At 68.9% G+C, this 15,752-nt stretch carries 16 protein-coding genes; 10 read left to right on the top strand and 6 right to left on the bottom strand.

Features of this window, described 5'->3' with window-relative positions:
- The first annotated feature begins 16 nt into the window (after window positions 1–16).
- The 9 genes from BJ960_RS09600 (at window position 17) to BJ960_RS09560 (ending at window position 9,081) form a co-directional block, all read left to right on the top strand.
- Window positions 17–934 carry a helix-turn-helix transcriptional regulator gene (locus tag BJ960_RS09600; RefSeq protein ID WP_185987130.1) on the top strand — a complete coding sequence of 306 codons (918 nt, stop codon included), beginning with the start codon at window positions 17–19 and terminating at the stop codon, window positions 932–934.
- Between the two features lie 41 nt (window positions 935–975).
- Window positions 976–1,527: a dihydrofolate reductase family protein gene (locus BJ960_RS09595; protein WP_185987129.1), complete on the top strand. Its 552-nt coding sequence runs from the start codon at window positions 976–978 to the stop codon at window positions 1,525–1,527.
- Between the two features lie 149 nt (window positions 1,528–1,676).
- Entirely contained in the window at window positions 1,677–2,024 is a 348-nt protein-coding gene (gene rplS, locus BJ960_RS09590; RefSeq protein WP_121073472.1) for a 50S ribosomal protein L19, read from the top strand.
- Between the two features lie 122 nt (window positions 2,025–2,146).
- Window positions 2,147–2,851 (top strand): signal peptidase I, encoded by a 705-nt coding sequence (gene lepB / locus BJ960_RS09585; RefSeq protein ID WP_185987128.1) that lies wholly within the window; start codon window positions 2,147–2,149, stop codon window positions 2,849–2,851.
- Window positions 2,841–3,491, top strand: a complete 651-nt coding sequence (locus BJ960_RS09580; RefSeq protein ID WP_307814616.1) for a ribonuclease HII — start codon at window positions 2,841–2,843, stop codon at window positions 3,489–3,491. The genes lepB and BJ960_RS09580 overlap by 11 nt, the downstream gene beginning before the upstream one ends.
- A 124-nt stretch (window positions 3,492–3,615) precedes the next feature.
- Window positions 3,616–4,458: a glutamate racemase gene (gene murI / locus BJ960_RS09575; RefSeq protein WP_307814617.1), complete on the top strand. Its 843-nt coding sequence runs from the start codon at window positions 3,616–3,618 to the stop codon at window positions 4,456–4,458.
- Window positions 4,459–4,506: 48 nt separating this feature from the next.
- Window positions 4,507–5,241: a ribonuclease PH gene (gene rph, locus BJ960_RS09570; protein WP_185987125.1), complete on the top strand. Its 735-nt coding sequence runs from the start codon at window positions 4,507–4,509 to the stop codon at window positions 5,239–5,241.
- A gap of 77 nt (window positions 5,242–5,318) precedes the next feature.
- The gene (gene rdgB, locus BJ960_RS09565; protein ID WP_121072543.1) at window positions 5,319–5,921 is read left to right on the top strand and encodes an RdgB/HAM1 family non-canonical purine NTP pyrophosphatase; all 603 of its coding nucleotides are present in this window, start codon (window positions 5,319–5,321) and stop codon (window positions 5,919–5,921) included.
- A 127-nt stretch (window positions 5,922–6,048) separates the two neighbouring features.
- Window positions 6,049–9,081: an aminotransferase gene (locus BJ960_RS09560; protein ID WP_185987124.1), complete on the top strand. Its 3,033-nt coding sequence runs from the start codon at window positions 6,049–6,051 to the stop codon at window positions 9,079–9,081.
- Here the strand turns inward: BJ960_RS09560 and BJ960_RS09555 are convergent.
- The 3 genes from BJ960_RS09555 to BJ960_RS09545 all read right to left on the bottom strand — a co-directional run bounded on the left by BJ960_RS09555 (window position 9,065) and on the right by BJ960_RS09545 (window position 11,822).
- Window positions 9,065–9,652 (bottom strand): P-loop NTPase family protein, encoded by a 588-nt coding sequence (locus BJ960_RS09555; protein WP_185987123.1) that lies wholly within the window; start codon window positions 9,650–9,652, stop codon window positions 9,065–9,067. The two genes, BJ960_RS09560 and BJ960_RS09555, sit on opposite strands and share 17 nt — an antisense overlap.
- Before the next feature lie 24 nt (window positions 9,653–9,676).
- Complete coding sequence (mgtE, locus tag BJ960_RS09550) at window positions 9,677–11,047, bottom strand: magnesium transporter (RefSeq protein ID WP_185987122.1); 1,371 nt, start codon at window positions 11,045–11,047, stop codon at window positions 9,677–9,679.
- A 307-nt stretch (window positions 11,048–11,354) separates the two neighbouring features.
- The gene (locus BJ960_RS09545) at window positions 11,355–11,822 is read right to left on the bottom strand and encodes a PaaI family thioesterase (protein ID WP_185988235.1); all 468 of its coding nucleotides are present in this window, start codon (window positions 11,820–11,822) and stop codon (window positions 11,355–11,357) included.
- 220 nt (window positions 11,823–12,042) lie between these two features.
- Here BJ960_RS09545 and BJ960_RS09540 point away from each other — a divergent pair, with 220 nt between their 5' ends.
- A complete protein-coding gene (locus tag BJ960_RS09540; protein ID WP_307814618.1) occupies window positions 12,043–13,398 on the top strand; it encodes a cryptochrome/photolyase family protein in 1,356 nt (451 codons plus the stop codon).
- A 236-nt stretch (window positions 13,399–13,634) separates the two neighbouring features.
- Here BJ960_RS09540 and BJ960_RS09535 read toward each other — a convergent pair whose 3' ends face one another.
- The 3 genes from BJ960_RS09535 to BJ960_RS09525 all read right to left on the bottom strand — a co-directional run bounded on the left by BJ960_RS09535 (window position 13,635) and on the right by BJ960_RS09525 (window position 15,721).
- The gene (locus BJ960_RS09535) at window positions 13,635–14,531 is read right to left on the bottom strand and encodes a TIGR01777 family oxidoreductase (protein ID WP_185987120.1); all 897 of its coding nucleotides are present in this window, start codon (window positions 14,529–14,531) and stop codon (window positions 13,635–13,637) included.
- Entirely contained in the window at window positions 14,528–15,145 is a 618-nt protein-coding gene (locus BJ960_RS09530; protein ID WP_185987119.1) for a hypothetical protein, read from the bottom strand. Before BJ960_RS09530 ends, BJ960_RS09535 begins: the two co-directional genes overlap by 4 nt.
- Before the next feature lie 129 nt (window positions 15,146–15,274).
- Window positions 15,275–15,721: a DUF2871 domain-containing protein gene (locus tag BJ960_RS09525; RefSeq protein WP_185987118.1), complete on the bottom strand. Its 447-nt coding sequence runs from the start codon at window positions 15,719–15,721 to the stop codon at window positions 15,275–15,277.
- Window positions 15,722–15,752 lie beyond the last annotated feature (31 nt).

The following is a 15,752-nucleotide window of genomic DNA, read 5'->3' as shown; positions in this document are numbered from 1 at the left end:
AGGTCACACTAGAGTCATGACCACTTCCGGGCCAGACCGCCTCCGCGAGCTACTTGATGCAGTGCTCGACGAGCCAAACCGCACCCTCGACGACATGGCGGGGGCGGCTCACGCGTCGCGGTTCCACTTCGCGCGCACGGTCTCGGCGGCGGCGGGGGAGTCGCCGGCGGCGCTGCGGCGTCGCGTGCTCCTCGAGCGAGCCGCGTGGCAGCTGCGCGACGGGGCGAGCGTGCTCGACGCGGCGATTGCGGCCGGCTACGACTCTGCGGAGGGCTTCAGCAGGGCGTATTCCAAGGCCTTCGGCCACCCGCCGAGCGCGCACGGAGCAGGCCACTGGCTGCCGAGCGCGAACGGCATCCACTTCCATCCGCCGATGTCGATCTGGATCGAGGAGCAGCGCACCCCAGCAAACCCACTCCTTGAGCAGCAACTGCTGCACGACGCCGACGATACGGCCGCCCTGATCGCGTTCGCGGCGACGCTGCCGACGGACGTCGTCGTGCGTGCGCAACGGCCGGGGCAGCGGGTGCTCGATTGGGCGGGCGATGAGCCGAGCATCGTGGCGGTGCTCGCGGGGCTCGTGTATGCAAAGGAGACGTGGCTCGCTGTGCTCGACGGCAGAACGGCGCCGACCCCGGTGGCACTCGACGCGCCCCGGGTGATGGCCGATCTCGCGCACCGGCACGAGGCAGTGACGGCCGGATGGATCGCGCGGGTGCGCGAGATCGACCGTGGCGGAGCCTGGCAGGACCGGGTGATCGACGCGCTCTGCGTGCCGCCCGAAAGCTTTCAGCTCAGCGGCGTCGTCGCTCACGTGCTGCACTACGGCGCGCACCGCCGTGAGGTCGCGCGGGGCATGCTCGCTGAGCACGGACTCGAGCGCGACGCGGGCGATCCGATCCTCTGGCTCCGCGCCCGCCGCGGGGAAGCATAAGCGCCCACTCAACGATCATCATTCACGCCGAAAGGACTTTCATGTCTCGTCTTATCTACTACGTCGCCTCGTCACTCGACGGCTTTATCGCCGACGAACACGACTCCCTTGACTGGCTGCTCTCGCACGCGCAGGAACCGGGCGGCGGCAACGACTACGACTCGTTCATCGCGAACATTGGCGCGATCGCGATGGGTTCGACCACCTACGAGTGGGTCCTCGCCAACGGGGGCTGGAGCTACGAGATGCCGGCCTGGGTGCTCACGACCCGCGACCTTGCCGCGCCCGCTTCCACCGCAGCCGACGGCACCGCCGACGTGCGCTTCGCGCGTGGCGACGTCTCGGCGGTGTACGAGGCGATGCGCCAAGCGGCGGGCGAGAAGGATCTCTGGGTGGTCGGCGGCGGCGAGCTCGCCGGCCAGTTCGCCGACGCAGGACTGCTCGACGAGGTGCACCTCTCAATAGCGCCAGTGACGCTCGGGCGCGGGCGCCCGCTACTCCCGCGCCGTCTCGACCTCGAGCTCATCGAGCAGGGAACGAACGGTGCGTTCGTCACGGCGCGACACCGGGTTCGGCGCGCTGGCAAGGGGTGATGCGTCCCCAACCCACGATGTGGCATAATAGATCCTTGTGCCACGGTGCGACTCTGCCGCAAGGGTTTCGCACTCACCGTGAACGCACGCAAATTCTTTGAACAATTATTCCGCGTACCGACTTGCGGCGGGCGCAGAGAGAGATCATCATGCAGAAGCTCGACCACGTCGATGCCCCGTCGCTCAAGAGCGACATCCCCGATTTCCGCGCAGGTGACACCGTCAAGGTTCACGTGAACATCGTCGAGGGTAACCGCTCGCGTGTCCAGGTGTTCCAGGGCGTCGTTATCTCGCGTCACGGCGAGGGCGTTCGTGAGACCTTCACCGTTCGCAAGATCAGCTTCCAGGTGGGCGTGGAGCGTAAGTTCCCCGTGCACTCGCCGACGATCGAGCAGATCGAGGTCGTTTCGCGCGGCGACGTTCGCCGTGCGAAGCTCTACTACCTCCGTGGCCTCACCGGCAAGAAGGCGAAGATCAAGGAGAAGCGCGACGCGTAAGCGTATCGCTTTTTGAGTTCAGGCCCTCCGCCGCTTCACAGGCTGGGGGCCTGAACTGTCGGTACTGTTGATAATGCCGTGCGCGTTCCGCACGCGGTCTGCGACGAAGAATGTGAGCATCTATGAGCGACACTGCGGAACGACGACGGGGAGGCCTGCTGGGTTTCCTGCGGGACCTCGTGATCATCTTGGTCGTCGCATTCCTGATCTCCTTCCTGCTGAAGAGCTTCCTGGTGCGAAGCTTCTATATCCCGTCGAGTTCGATGGAGGAGACCCTCCAGGTGAACGACCGCATTCTCGTGAACCAGCTCGTTCCGAACATGGTCGACGTGCAGCGGGGCGACGTCGTCGTATTCCAGGATCCGGGCGGCTGGCTGTACCCGAAGGCGATGGCGACGACGCCGAGCCCCTTCGAGCAGCTGCTGCAGGCCGTCGGACTCGCGGCTGACACGTCCCACGACTATGTCGTGAAGCGCGTGATTGGCGTTGGCGGCGACCGCGTGACCTGCTGCGACGCGAACGGTCGCGTCGAGGTCAACGGCGTCCCGCTGGACGAGCCGTACATCGTGATCCCGGAGGGCAAGACCCGCGCCTCGGACATCGACTTTGACGTGACGGTCCCTGAGGGCTCGGTGTGGGTGCTCGGCGACAACCGCTACGCAAGCAAGGACTCGCGCTACAACCAGGATCAGCCTGGCAAGGGCTTCGTCGCCGAGTCCGAGATCGTCGGCCGGGCGTTCCTGTTGAACTGGCCGCTCGACCGGTTCGGCTGGATGAACCGCCCGGACTCCACGTTCACCGGAGTCGATGAGGCTCGTGCCGAGTAGTACGGCCGCGCTCAGCAAGGATCCGACGCTCGACGTCGAACTCGCCGCCTTCGCGGCAGGCACCGAGCTCATCATCGGACTCGACGAGGTGGGTCGCGGCGCGATCGCGGGGCCCGTCGCCGTTGGCGCGCACGCGGTGCTCGCTGGCGTCGAGACGTTCCCTGAGGGACTGCGCGACTCAAAGCTGCTCAGCGAGAAGAAGCGCGAAGCGATCGCCCCGCTTGTCGCCGAGTGGGGGCCTGGAGCCGTTGGGTTCGCGACTGCGGCCGAGATCGATGAGCGCGGGATCACCGCGATGCTCGGCGAGTCTGCCAGGCGGGCCCTGCTCGAACTGCACACGGCCGGTGTGCCCGTCGACCGAGCGCTGATCGTGCTCGACGGCTCGCACGACTGGCTCACGCCGGTGCTGCGGGCGCCACTGAACATCGTCACCCGGGTCGGCGCTGACCGGGCATGCGCGAGCGTCGCGGCGGCGTCGGTGCGGGCGAAGGTGGCCCGCGATGCCGTGATGCGAGCCGCGCACGAGGAGCACCCGCATTATGCCTGGGGCTCCAATAAGGGCTACGGCGCCGCCGCGCACTACGCGGGGATCGCTGAGCACGGGCTCACGGCTTTTCATCGCAAGACGTGGATCAAGTGACGCGGCGCACATTCGCGCGCTTGGCAACGCCCACGGGCGTGGCCACGCCTACGGGCCTGGCCACGCTCGCGCGGCCCTCCCGGCCGAATATGGTCGCCCCCGCCCAGCCGGTAAGCTTGCACCCGTGAGTACACGCACCATCTCCGCCGATGCTCCCATCGGCGTATTCGACTCGGGCGTTGGGGGTCTCACGGTCGCACGCGCGATTCGGGATCAGCTGCCGAACGAGTCGATCCTCTATGCCGCGGATACCGCGCACACGCCCTACGGACCCCGGCCGATCGCCGAGGTTCGCAAGCTCGCGCTCGGCATTCTCGACAGCCTCGTCGAGTCCGGCGTGAAGATGCTCGTGATCGCATGCAACACGGCCTCGGCCGCCGTGCTCCGCGACGCGTACGAGCGGTACGACGTGCCTGTCGTCGAGGTGATCGGCCCGACGGCGCGCAGCGCGCTCTCGATTACCCGCAACGGTCGGATCGGGCTGATCGGTACGACGGCGACGATCCAATCCGGCGCGTACAACGAGCACTTCGCCGCGAGCCCCGAGGTGACGCTGACGTCGCAGGCGTGCCCGCGGTTCGTCGAACTCGTCGAGGCGGGCCAGACGAGTGGGCCCGAGACGCTGCGGGTCGCCGAGGAATATCTCGCGCCGCTCATCGCGAACCAGATCGACACGCTCGTGCTCGGCTGCACGCACTACCCATTCCTGCGCGGAGCACTCAGGCAGGTCGTCGGCCCAGACGTCGCGCTCGTGTCGAGCGATATCGAGACGGCGAATCTTGTCTTCGAGAAGCTCACCGAGCACCATTTGCTGCGGGATCCGGCGGCCGGGCCGCCCACGATCCGCTACGAGACGACGGGCGGGGACACGAGCGAGTTCGTTCGCCTCGCGCGTCGCATGCTCGGGATCGGCGGCGACTCGCTCGACCCAGTCGTCAACGGCAAGGCCCACGCAGCCAGCATCTAGGCCCGCCGCCATCGCTAGCCCACATCGTTTCTACCGTTCGGAGGACACATGACCGAGATCACCCGCGTTGACGGACGCACCCCAGGCGAGATGCGCCCGGTCACGATTGAGCGCGGTTGGAGCGCGCAGGCCGAGGGATCCGCGCTGATCTCCTTCGGTAACACGAAGGTGCTCTGCACGGCCTCGTTCACTCCCGGAGTGCCGCGGTGGCTGATGGGCAAGGGCACCGGCTGGGTGACCGCCGAGTACTCGATGCTGCCGCGCTCGACGAACGAGCGCATGCAGCGCGAGTCCGTCCGGGGCAAGATCGGTGGCCGCACGCACGAGATTTCGCGCCTGATCGGCCGGAGCCTGCGCGCGATCATTGATACCAAGGCGCTCGGAGAAAACACCGTCGTCATCGACTGCGACGTCCTGCAGGCCGACGGCGGCACCCGCACCGCGTCGATCACGGGCGCCTACGTCGCGCTCGCTGACGCCGTCGAGTGGGCGCGCGCGAACGGACACATCGCGCGCAACGCGAAGCCGCTCATCGATACGGTCGCGGCGGTCTCCGTCGGGATCGTCGACGGCACACCCGTCAGCGACCTCAATTACATCGAGGACTCGGGCGCCGAGACCGACATGAACGTCGTCGTGACCGGGGCCGGAGACTTCGTTGAGGTACAGGGCACGGCCGAGGGCACGCCGTTCAACCGCGCCGAGCTGAACTCGCTGCTCGATCTCGCGCTCGTGAGCACGTCCGAGCTCGCGGCACTGCAGCAGGGCGCGCTCGCCGGCTAAGTCGCGTCGCCCGCGGACTAATTTGACGCCGAGCGCTGTTGGGGAACAGCGCACGGTAGAAACGTTTGGAGTCACCCATGTCACGCACCCTTGTTCTTGCATCGCACAACGCCAACAAGCTCGTCGAGCTGCGGGCCGTCCTTGAGCCGCTGATCCCGGGGATCGAGCTCGTCGGCTACGACGGCCCGGAGCCGGTTGAGGACGGACTGAGCTTCGAGGCGAACGCGCTCCTGAAGGCGCGCGCCGCGGCGGCACACACTGGCCTGCCTGCGCTCGCGGACGACTCGGGCATCGCGGTCGAGGTGCTCGGCGGCAGCCCGGGAATCTTCTCGGCTCGCTGGGGCGGACACGCCCGCAACGACCAGGCGAACGTCACGCTGCTGCTCGAGCAGCTCTCGGACATTGCCGAGGAACACCGGGCCGCCGGCTTCGTGTGCGCCGCCGCGCTCGTCACGCCCGAGGGGCAGGAAGTGTGCGAGCTTGGCGTGTGGCAGGGGTCGTTGCTCACCGCGCCGGTGGGGGAGAACGGGTTCGGCTACGACCCGATCTTCATGCCCGAGGGGGAGCGACGCTCGGCGGCCGAGATGCGTCCGGAGGAGAAGAACCTCGTGTCGCACCGGACGCGCGCGTTTACGCAGCTCGCGCCCGCAATTGCTGAACTGTTCGCCGACGGAGAGTAGTTCGTCGGGTACTGCGGGGTTCCACCTACGTGAATCGGGGCACGGTATGACCGGGGCCCCTGGCAAGCGATACACTCTGCTCAGAATCGTTTGAGCGCGCCGAGCGCATTTGCAAAGGTGGTTTCCTGTGGTGCAACCGAGTGGTGGCCTGGTCCGGCCCGATGTTTCCGAGGCTGACGCGACCGCGATTGCGAGCGACCACTACGGCGTCGACGTCGTTGCTCGCGAGCTGGGCAGCAATCAGGATCGGAATTTCGTGCTCGAGGCCGCAGACGGCTCGCGCACGGTGCTCCGCGTCGACCACCCGGTGTTTGCGGAGTCGGCGCGCGAGGCCCAGCATCTCGCGCTCGACGCGTACCGGGCGGCCGGCGTAGCCGTGCCCGCGGTGCTTCCAGGCCTCGACGGTGACCTCGTGCAGCGCTGGAGCGAGTTCGCCGTGCGCCGGAGCGAGTTCGTGGCGGGCGAGTCCCTGGTCGACTGCGGCTATCTCGCGCCGGTCGTCATTCGCGAGTTCGGTGCGCTCGCCGCGGCGTCGGTGAACGCGCTCGGCGGCCTCGCGCACGAGGGACTCGAGCGCGCACACATGTGGGACATGCGGGTCGCCCACGAGGAGACGCTCGGGCTCGCAGCCGCGATCTCTGACGCGGAGCTGCGCGAGCGCGTGCTCGCCGCGGCCGCCGAGGCGCAGGCCGCGCTCGACGTCGTCGCCGGCGAGCTCGCGGTGCAGGCCATTCACGGCGATCTCACCGACGACAACGTGGTCGGGGTCCGCGGAGACGACTCGCGTATCCACCCCGGCACGGTCCTCGACCTCGGGGATCTGTCGTACGGCTGGCGCATCGCGGAGCTCGCCGTGACGCTCTCGTCCCTGCTGCATCACGACGCGGCCCGCCCGGTGCGGGTGCTCGAAGCAGTCGGCTCGTTCAACGAGACCGCGCCGATCTCGCAGCCTGAGGCGCGCGCCATCTGGCCGCTCGTCGTGCTTCGCGCGGCACTGCTCGTCGCGAGCGGCTGGCGCCAGCTCGAAATCGATGGCGACAACGACTACGCCCGCGAGCGCATTGCGGGGGAGCAGGCGATCTTCGACGCCGCGACCCGCTACCCGCTAACCGAGATGACCGAGCAGGTGCTCGCCGCGCTCGGGTTCATCGGCAGTCCGGACGCCGAGGGCGGCCTGCGGCTCCAGGCGGCCGTCGCGGTCGCACCTCCGACGTCCACGGGCCCGAAGCCGCCACTGCGTGCCCTGCTGCCTGACCTCGCTGGCGAGGTCGTCGTGCTCGATCCCGGGGTCGAAGCCGACGCGCTCGACGCTGGCAAGTGGCTCGCCGCCGAGGCGGAGCAGGATCTTGTCGACGACGCCTTCGTCACGGGCGCCGCGGCCGCGGTGTTCCCGTACGGCGTGTACCGGCTCACCCGCGCCGCGATCGACGACATCGACGGCGCCGCCACCTGGCCGATTGGCACCGAGGCCTGGGTCGCCCCCGGCGTCGCCACCACGGTCGCAACGCCGGTCGCCGGAACTGTCGTCGCGGCGACGACGCGCGGCCTCCTCATCGACACCGGCGACGGCTGGTTCCTGTCCATCGACGGCGCCGTGCCGGCCGTGACAGAGGGCGCCGCGGTGGGCGCGGGGGACGCGGTTGCCGAGCTGGCCGCCTCGGATGACCCGCGCGCGATCGCGGTCATGCTGTGCCGTGCTGACGCGGTCTCGGGGCTCGCCCCGGCGATCCTCAACCTCGACGGGCCCGCGCCCGGGCGCGCGCAGTTTGTCGCTCCCGAGCGTGTTGCCGCGTGGCGGCGGCTCACTCAGGATCCTGCCCCGCTGCTCTCGCTCGCGTCGCTGTCGCAGCGCGACGAGGCCGGCGACGAGCTTGCCCGCCGCGCGCAGATCTTCGCGAGCGCGCAGGAGCGCTACTACGAGAGCCCGATGCAGATCGAGCGCGGGTGGCGCCACCACCTCGTTGACACGACCGGCCGAACCTACGTCGACATGGTGAACAACGTCACGGGCCTCGGCCACGGCCACCCTGGCGTGGCTGACGCGATGAGTCGCCAGATCCGGATCCTGAACACGAACTCCCGCTTCCTCTACCGCGAGCTCGCCGAGTACAGCGAGCGGCTCCTCGCGCTGCTCCCGCAGGACTCCGAACTCGACACCGTGCTGCTCGTGAACAGCGGCTCGGAAGCCGTCGACCTCGCGCTGCGCCTCGCGCAGGCCGCGACCGGCCGCAAGACCGTCGTCGCGCTCCGCGAGGCGTACCACGGCTGGACGATGGCGAGCGACGCCGTCACCACGAGCGCGTACGACAACCCGTACGCGCTCGAGAACCGGCCCGACTGGGTGCACGTCGCCGACGTGCCCAACCGGTTCCGCGGCACGTACCGCGGCGCCGCCGGCGACACGACAGTCGGCGCGCGCTACGCTGCAGACCTCGGGGCCGACCTCGACTCGCTCGCAGCAGACGGGCGCGACGTCGCCGCATTCATCTGCGAGTCGGTGCTCGGAAACGCTGGCGGCGTGCTGCTGCCAGAAGGGTACCTGCGCGACGCCTACGCGCGGGTGCGGGCCGCCGGCGGGCTCTGCATCGCCGACGAAGTGCAGGTCGGCTTCGGCCGCATGGGCTCGTCGTTCTGGGGCTTCGAACAGTCCGGGGTCATGCCCGACATCATCACGATCGCGAAGCCGATGGGCAACGGCTTCCCGATCGGCGGCGTGATCACCTCGAAGAAGATCGCCGACGCGCTCGCCAGCCAGGGCCAGTTCTTCTCGTCTGCCGGCGGCAACCCGCTGTCCTGCCGCGTTGGCATCGCCGTCCTCGACGCGATGCGCGACGAACAGCTCCAGCAGAACGCGGCGACGGTGGGTGAACGCCTCGCGAGCGGGTTCCGCGCGCTCGCCGAGACGCACGACATCGTCGGCCCGATCCACGGCGAGGGCCTCTACCTCGGCGTCGAGCTTGTGCGCGACCGCGAGACGATGGAACCGGCGACCGCCGAGGCCGCGGCGATCTGCGAGCGCCTGCGGGAGCTCGGCGTCGTCGTGCTCACGACCTCGGAGCGCTCGAACGTGCTCAAGGTGAAGCCGCCGCTGACGCTCAGCGCGGAGAGCGCCGACTTCATGGTTGCGCAGCTCGACCGGGTGCTCACCGAGGGCTGGTAGGGGAGCGCCGGGTCAGCCCGGCCACCCAGGCGTCAGTCTGCGCTGGCGACTCGAGCCGCACGAGCGTGAGGTGCGGATTGCGCTCAAGCGCAGCGGGCATACGCTCCCGCCAGTTGTTGCGCGTCTTGCGCTGCCAGGCCAGGATGTTCTTCTCCGGTTTGCGGTCGATGAGCCGCAGCAGTGAGCCCTCGCGGTTGCCGTTCCAGAGCTCTTTGCGTGTCACGCTTCGTGCCACGGTGCGCCGCACGAGCCGCCGCCTGGCGACCCGCCACGGGTAGTCGAGCCACACGGCGAGTTCCGCGCGCGGTTCAAGGATGTCGCCAGCGCCCTTGCTCGTGTACTGCCACTCGGTGACCCACCTGTCGGTCGCAGCGAACCGCGCGACGTCGTCGAGGAACGACGCCCTCGGCACCCATCCTGGCCCGTGATAGAGGCCGTCGATCTCGACGTGGCTGAGCCCCCAGGCCCCGGCAAGCCGCCGCGCGAGCGTCGTCTTGCCGGAACCCGTGAGGCCTGCGATGAGCACCCTGTCAAACGGCCCGGTCGGGAAGTCGGGGACGGCGTCGGTCATGCCGAAAGTATGCCAGCTCCCGGGCTACAGGCCGAGCACGCTCCGCGCGATGAGGAAGTAAATAATGAGCCCCAGCGCGTCCACGAACGTCGAGATGAACGGGTTCGAGAACACCGCCGGGTCGACCTTCACCGCGCGGGCGAGCAGCGGCATGCAGCCGCCAACAGCGGCAGCGAGCGTGCAGACCGCGAGCAGCGTGAGCCCGATGACGAGGCCGATCTCGGGCGAGAAGGCGATCGCGGCGATGGCGAAGCCGAGTGCGCCGAGCAGCAGGCCAAGCATCGCGCCGGTGCGCAGCTCGCGGGTGAGCACGCGCCAGAAATCGCGCGACCCAACGTCGCCGAGTGCGAGCGCGCGGGTGACGGTGGTGGCCGCCTGGTTGCCGGTGTTGCCGCCCGTTCCGATGAGGAGCGGCACAAACAGCGCGAGCACGGTGACCTGCTCGATCGTCGCTTCAAACACCGACAGCACCTGCACGGTGAGGGTCGCGCCGACGGCGAGCACGAGCAGCCAGATGACGCGCGAGCGCACGAGCGCGCCGACCGGTGTCGAGAGGTACGGGCGCCGCAGCGGCTCGGTGCCGCCCTGACGCGCGGCGTCCTCGCTCTCCTCGAGCTCGAGGATGCGGATCGCGTCGTCGATCGTCAGCATGCCGACAAGCCGGTTCTCGCGGTCGACGATAGGCATTGCGAGCAGCGCCCGGTCGGCGCAGCGCCGGGCGGCCTGCTCGGCCTCCTCGATCGCTTCGGCGGTGTGCACCTGGCTCATCATCTCGGAGACGACGGTTGCCTCGTCGGCGGCGAGGAGCTCGCGCAGGCTGACGACGCCAACGACGTGCCGCGAGTCATCGAGCACGGGGATCGTGTAGACGGTCTCCGCGTCGTCAAGCCGCCCGCGCACCCGCTCCAACGTCTCTGCGACGGTAAACGACGCGCGAGTGGAGACGTACTCGAGCGACATGCGCCGGCCGACGCTGCCCTGCGGGTACCCGAGGAGCGCCGAGGTGAGTACACGCTCCTCCTCGGGGAGGCCGCGGAGCAGCCTGGTCGCGAGGGCGGCGGGCACCTCGTCGAGCAGCCACAGCCTGTCGTCGTGGTCAAGATCGACGAACAGCTGCGCGACCTCAGCGTCCTGCAGTCCGTGCAGCAGATCGCTCTGCAGCGCCGGATCGAGGATCTCGAAGACCTCGGCGGCCTGATCCTTCGGCAGCAGACGGTAGACGACGGCGCGCTGCTTGTCGTTGAGTCGCTCGAACACCGGGATGATGTCTTGGGCATGCAGCGGCTCGAGCTCGTGAGTGATCGCGCTGAGGTCGCGGGCGGCGTACAGCTGGGTGATGCTGTCGACAAGCTCATCCTGCGTCTTGGGCTGAGGGGTCTTCTGGGTGGTCGTCATGGCGTAGCTCCTTGGCCGCGTGCGCGCACGCCTCAGATAGGCGCGCGCGAATGAATATGCGGGCGCTGTGCACTGTGGCGGCGCCCGTGATGGAGCCGGACGGCGAGTGGTCCGCTACGCAGCGAGAAGCGCGAAGTGGGAGAACACGATATCCGGCCGAGGACTGCAACTGTCACTTGTCACGGAATATCACCTCACTTCGATCGAAAACTTCGTGGGGGCAGGACCAGGCTGCCCGCACGAACCCTATCAGTGCAGCGTCACGTCTACAAGCCGAGATTCGGGCGCGGAGCGGTGCGATCTGGGGTTATGCGTCCGTGCGACGCTCCCGCACGTAGAGCTGGCGGCGCACCTGTGCAACGAGCACGCCATTCTCGCCGGTGATGGGAATCTCGAACCACCGCAGCACTTTTGCGCCACCTGCGGCCGCCTCTCGAAGCTCAGCAACCGTCGCCGCCGGCATCTCGACGGTCGCGTACACCGAGCCGACGCCGGGAGAGACGAAGTCAATCTCCGCGGCCTTGTCCCACACCACGTATCCGGGGCCGAGCTGGTTGATCGTCATGATGACGAGGAACGGATCCAGCATCGAGAACAGCGAGCCCCCGAACGCCGTGCCCATATAGTTCGCATTCTCCTCGGTCACGTCCATTCTGAGCTCCGCGCGCGTGAAATCGTCCGCGAGCTCGACCACCGAGATCCCCTGTGTCGTGAGCGTCGGCCAGCTGTTGAACCCCTCGCGGTGCACCGCTGCGCTCTGGCCGTTGAGTTCCATCCGACTCACTGTGACTCCTTCGTCTCTGGTTCCGCCCGTGCGGCGGCTGCCTTCCACTCAACACGAGATTTCGGCCTCCCGCAGGATGTTTGTGCGACTGGTCACGCTCGGCGCCGACTCGCCTGGGCCGGAGGGTGCGCGCCGCACAGCGCGGAGGGGACGCCGGCACGGGGCTCCGGATCCTGATCCTGATCCTGATCGCCGCCGCTATCCTGGACCGGTGACGGCACTCATCTGGTTTCGCGACGATCTCAGGCTCACCGACCATGCCGCGCTGCGTGCGGGCGCCGAGGATCGGGGTGGCGTCGTCGCGCTCTACGTCCTCGACGAGGAAAGCCCGGAGACGCGGCCACTCGGCGGCGCCGCCAAGTGGTGGCTCCACGAATCGCTCACGCGGCTGAGCGCGGAACTTGCCGCGCACGGCGTCCCGCTTGTGCTCCGGCGAGGCCCCGCGGAGCAGATCGTGCACGAGGTCGCCGACGAGGCCGGGGCCGACCGCGTCTACTGGAACCGGCGATACGGCGACGAGCGGGCGATCGACGCCCGGCTCAAGCTGGCGCTCCGGGAACGCGGGATCGCCGCGCACTCGTTCCGCGGCGGGCTCCTCTTCGAGCCCTGGACCGTGCTCACCAGCGGCGGAAGCCCGTACCGCGTCTACTCGCCGTTCTGGCGGGCCTGCCTCGCGGCGCCTGAACCCGCTGCGCCAGAGCCGGCACCAGACACGCTTCGGGCGGGCGGCGCGGCCCCGGCGAGCGACGACCTGCAGGCCTGGGCGCTGCAGCCCACCTCACCGGACTGGGCGGGTGGCCTCGCAGCCCGCTGGGAGCCGGGGGAGCGCGCTGCGCTCGCCACACTCGAACGCTTTCTCTCGGAGCGAGCCGCCGACTACGAGGCGGGGCGCGACATCCCCGCGCTTGACGTCGGATCCGAGCTCTCGCCCCACCTCCGCTGGGGCGAGATCAGCCCGCGCACCGTCTGGCACCGCACGCTCGAGGCGGGAGTCAGCGCCGGCGGATTCCTCTCCGAGCTCGGGTGGCGCGAGTTCGCCTGGTACACCGCGTTCCACAACGGGCGGCTGCACGAACAGGGCCTCAACGCGCAATACGACGCGTTTCCGTGGCGCGAGTACGACGCCGAGACTGTTGGGCCCTGGCAGCGGGGCGAGACCGGCTTCGGGCTCGTCGACGCAGGCATGCGTGAGCTCTGGCAGACCGGGTTCATGCACAACCGAGTGCGGATGGTCGTCGCCTCATTCCTCTCGAAGAACCTGCTCACGGACTGGCGCGTCGGGGAGGCTTGGTTCTGGGACACCCTCGTTGACGCCGACCCAGCAAGCAACCCATTCAACTGGCAGTGGGTCGCCGGATGTGGCGTCGACGCGGCGCCATACTTTCGCATCTTCAACCCGGCGACGCAGCAGCAGAAATTCGACGCCTCGGGGGAGTACGTGGCGCGGTGGGCGCCCGAGAGCATCATGCTGCCCGAGCTTGTCGACCTGCGCGAGACCCGGCTGAGGGCGCTCGCCGCCTACGATTCGATTCGGGGTGCCTCGCGGGAGCGGCCGGCGTCGGAGTAAGCGCGGGCGTTGCTGCCTGGCGCGGGCGCTGCTGCCGGGCGCTGGCGTTGCTGCCTGGCGCGGGCGTTGTTGCCGGGCTTGGGTGTTGCTGGTGGGCTTGGGCGGCGTTCCGTGACCGCGCGGGTCCGCCAGACTTTCTCTACGGATTGACGTAGTTGGGGAGCTGTAACTACGTCAAACCGTAGAGAAAGTCTTGGCGGGCGGGTGGGGTCTGGGTGTGCGGGCGGCTGGGCGTCCTAGCTCGCGAGAGCCGCGCGCACCGCTTCGGCCGCGGTCTCGTGAGTGAACTCGAATCCCGAATCCAGTAGGGCGGCAGGCCGAACGTCGGCGTCGCTCAGCAGCAGTGAATCCGCCGCATCCCGGCCGAGCCCGAGCCGGAGCGCCCAGGCCGGAGCCGGCAGGAGGTAGGGCCGATGCAACTCGGCGGCGATGGCCCTGCCGATGTCGTTTGCCGTCGCGGGGGCCGGGCCCGTGAGGTTCACCGGGCCAGTTAGGCCGCGGTCGATGATGTGGCGGATCGCCCGTACTTCGTCAGTGAGTGAAATCCACGGCCACACCTGGGCGCCGCCGCCAAGCGGTCCGCTGAGCCCTAGCTTGGTGAGCAGTACGAGCGGCTTCAGCACGCCATTGCGGTGAATGATGGGGGCGGTGCGGAGGAACGCTACGCCCGGGCCGGCGCCGAGCGCGGCCGACTCCCACTCGGCGCTGAGGTCCGCGAGGAATGTGCTGCCCTGGCCTGCCGCTTCAGTGAGGACCTCGCGCGGCCGGTCGCCGTAAAACCCCACGGCCGACGCCGAGACGAAGTGCGGTGCGTCGGCGCCAAGCTCGGACACAGCCGCGGCGATGGTCGCCGTAGGCGCCAGCCGTGACGTGCGCAACTCGTCGCGGTAGCGACGGCCCCAGGGGAGCCGACCGATGCTCGCTCCGTTGAGGTTCACGACCGCCTGGGCCCCCGAGAGCACGGCGGGATCGAGCGGCCGGTCTCCGGGGCGCCACTCCACCTCATCGGCGGCCTCGGGTCGGCGGCGCACGAGACGCGTGACGTCGACGCCGTCGGCTCGAAGCGCCTCGACGAGCGCGGAGCCGACGAGGCCAGACGCCCCGCCGATAACGATCCGTGGTGTGGTACTCATAGCTTCCCCTGTCGTTGTGTGAACCATGGTGCGGCGAGCGCGGCTACTGCGAGCACGGAGAGCATCGGTTCGAGGCTCGCGAGGTGCAGCCAGGTCGTCAAACCGAAGCCCCCAAGCCCCTGCCCCGGGGCGCTGAGCACGAAGAGCAGACTCAGATCGGGCCCGCTGAACAGGCCCCACACCACGAGCGCGATCCCTGCCGCCCCGAATCCGAGAAGCAACGGGCCCCCAACGCGATCCTTCGCGACGAACGTCGCCAGGCAGAGGCCGGTCAGGGCGAGCAGTCCAAGCGCAACGATGCCCAGGGTTGGGCCGATCGGGCGAATCGGCTCGCCCACCGTCTCCACCGCCGAAGCGACAAGGTTCAGCCGGACGCCCAGCGGCAGGGCCGCTCGATGCGCCGCGAGGATCCCGGTGACCGCCGCGAGCGCGAAGGCCGTCGTCGCGCCGAGAACGAGCCAGCCGAAACCGGGGAGCGGGGCAGCTTGTGCCCGACGGCTCGCGGGCTCAGCCGACGGCGCCGCAGCCGCAGCCGCAGCCGCAGCCTCAGCCTCAGCCGACGCCGCAGCCGCAGCTTGCTTCCCCTCGCGCGGCTCTGCATCAGAAGAGCTCACAGTGGCCTCCGTAACGTCGTGGTGTTGCCCAGCGTAGCTGTCGGATAGCGGGTGCACGAGCGCCCCGCCGCAGTAGAGCCGGGGCGGGGCGCCGTCACGAGGAGCGCAGCAGGGCGCGGCCGTCCCCGCTTATGCCTCGTTCATCGTCGCGCCGTTGCCCGCCTGGGTGCGAGCGACGGCCTTTCTGAGTGCGACGAAGAAGACGATCATGCCGGCCGTAATGAGCATGTGGCCGAGGCCGGCGATGCCGGAGATCATCTTCGAGGACTCCTCGCCGAGCACGGTGAGGCTGCCGTGCCAGATCAGCATTGCCGAGGTGAGTACGACGCCCGCGTTGTAGAGCCAGAAGAACCAGCCGAACAGCTTGGGCGTCGCGCTCAGCCCGAAGGATTTCTCGAGCGCGAGCACGATGAGCAACACGATGAAGCCGAGCGTGAGCAGGTGCGTGTGTGCGAGTCCGAGCTGCGTGAACTGTCCTTCGGGGAAGTCGTTGAGCTTGGTGAACTCCCGGTAGAACAGGCCTGAGGCGACCCCGAAGAGCATGTAGATGAATGCGGCATTGAGGAGTTTCTTCATGGTGATGACCTTTCAAATGGTGTGTGTGGGC

It is taken from the genome of Leucobacter aridicollis, assembly GCF_013409595.1.
GTDB lineage: Bacteria > Actinomycetota > Actinomycetes > Actinomycetales > Microbacteriaceae > Leucobacter > Leucobacter aridicollis.
The sequence above is the reverse complement of the archived record's forward strand: the minus strand, read 5'-3'. Positions and strand labels throughout refer to the sequence as shown.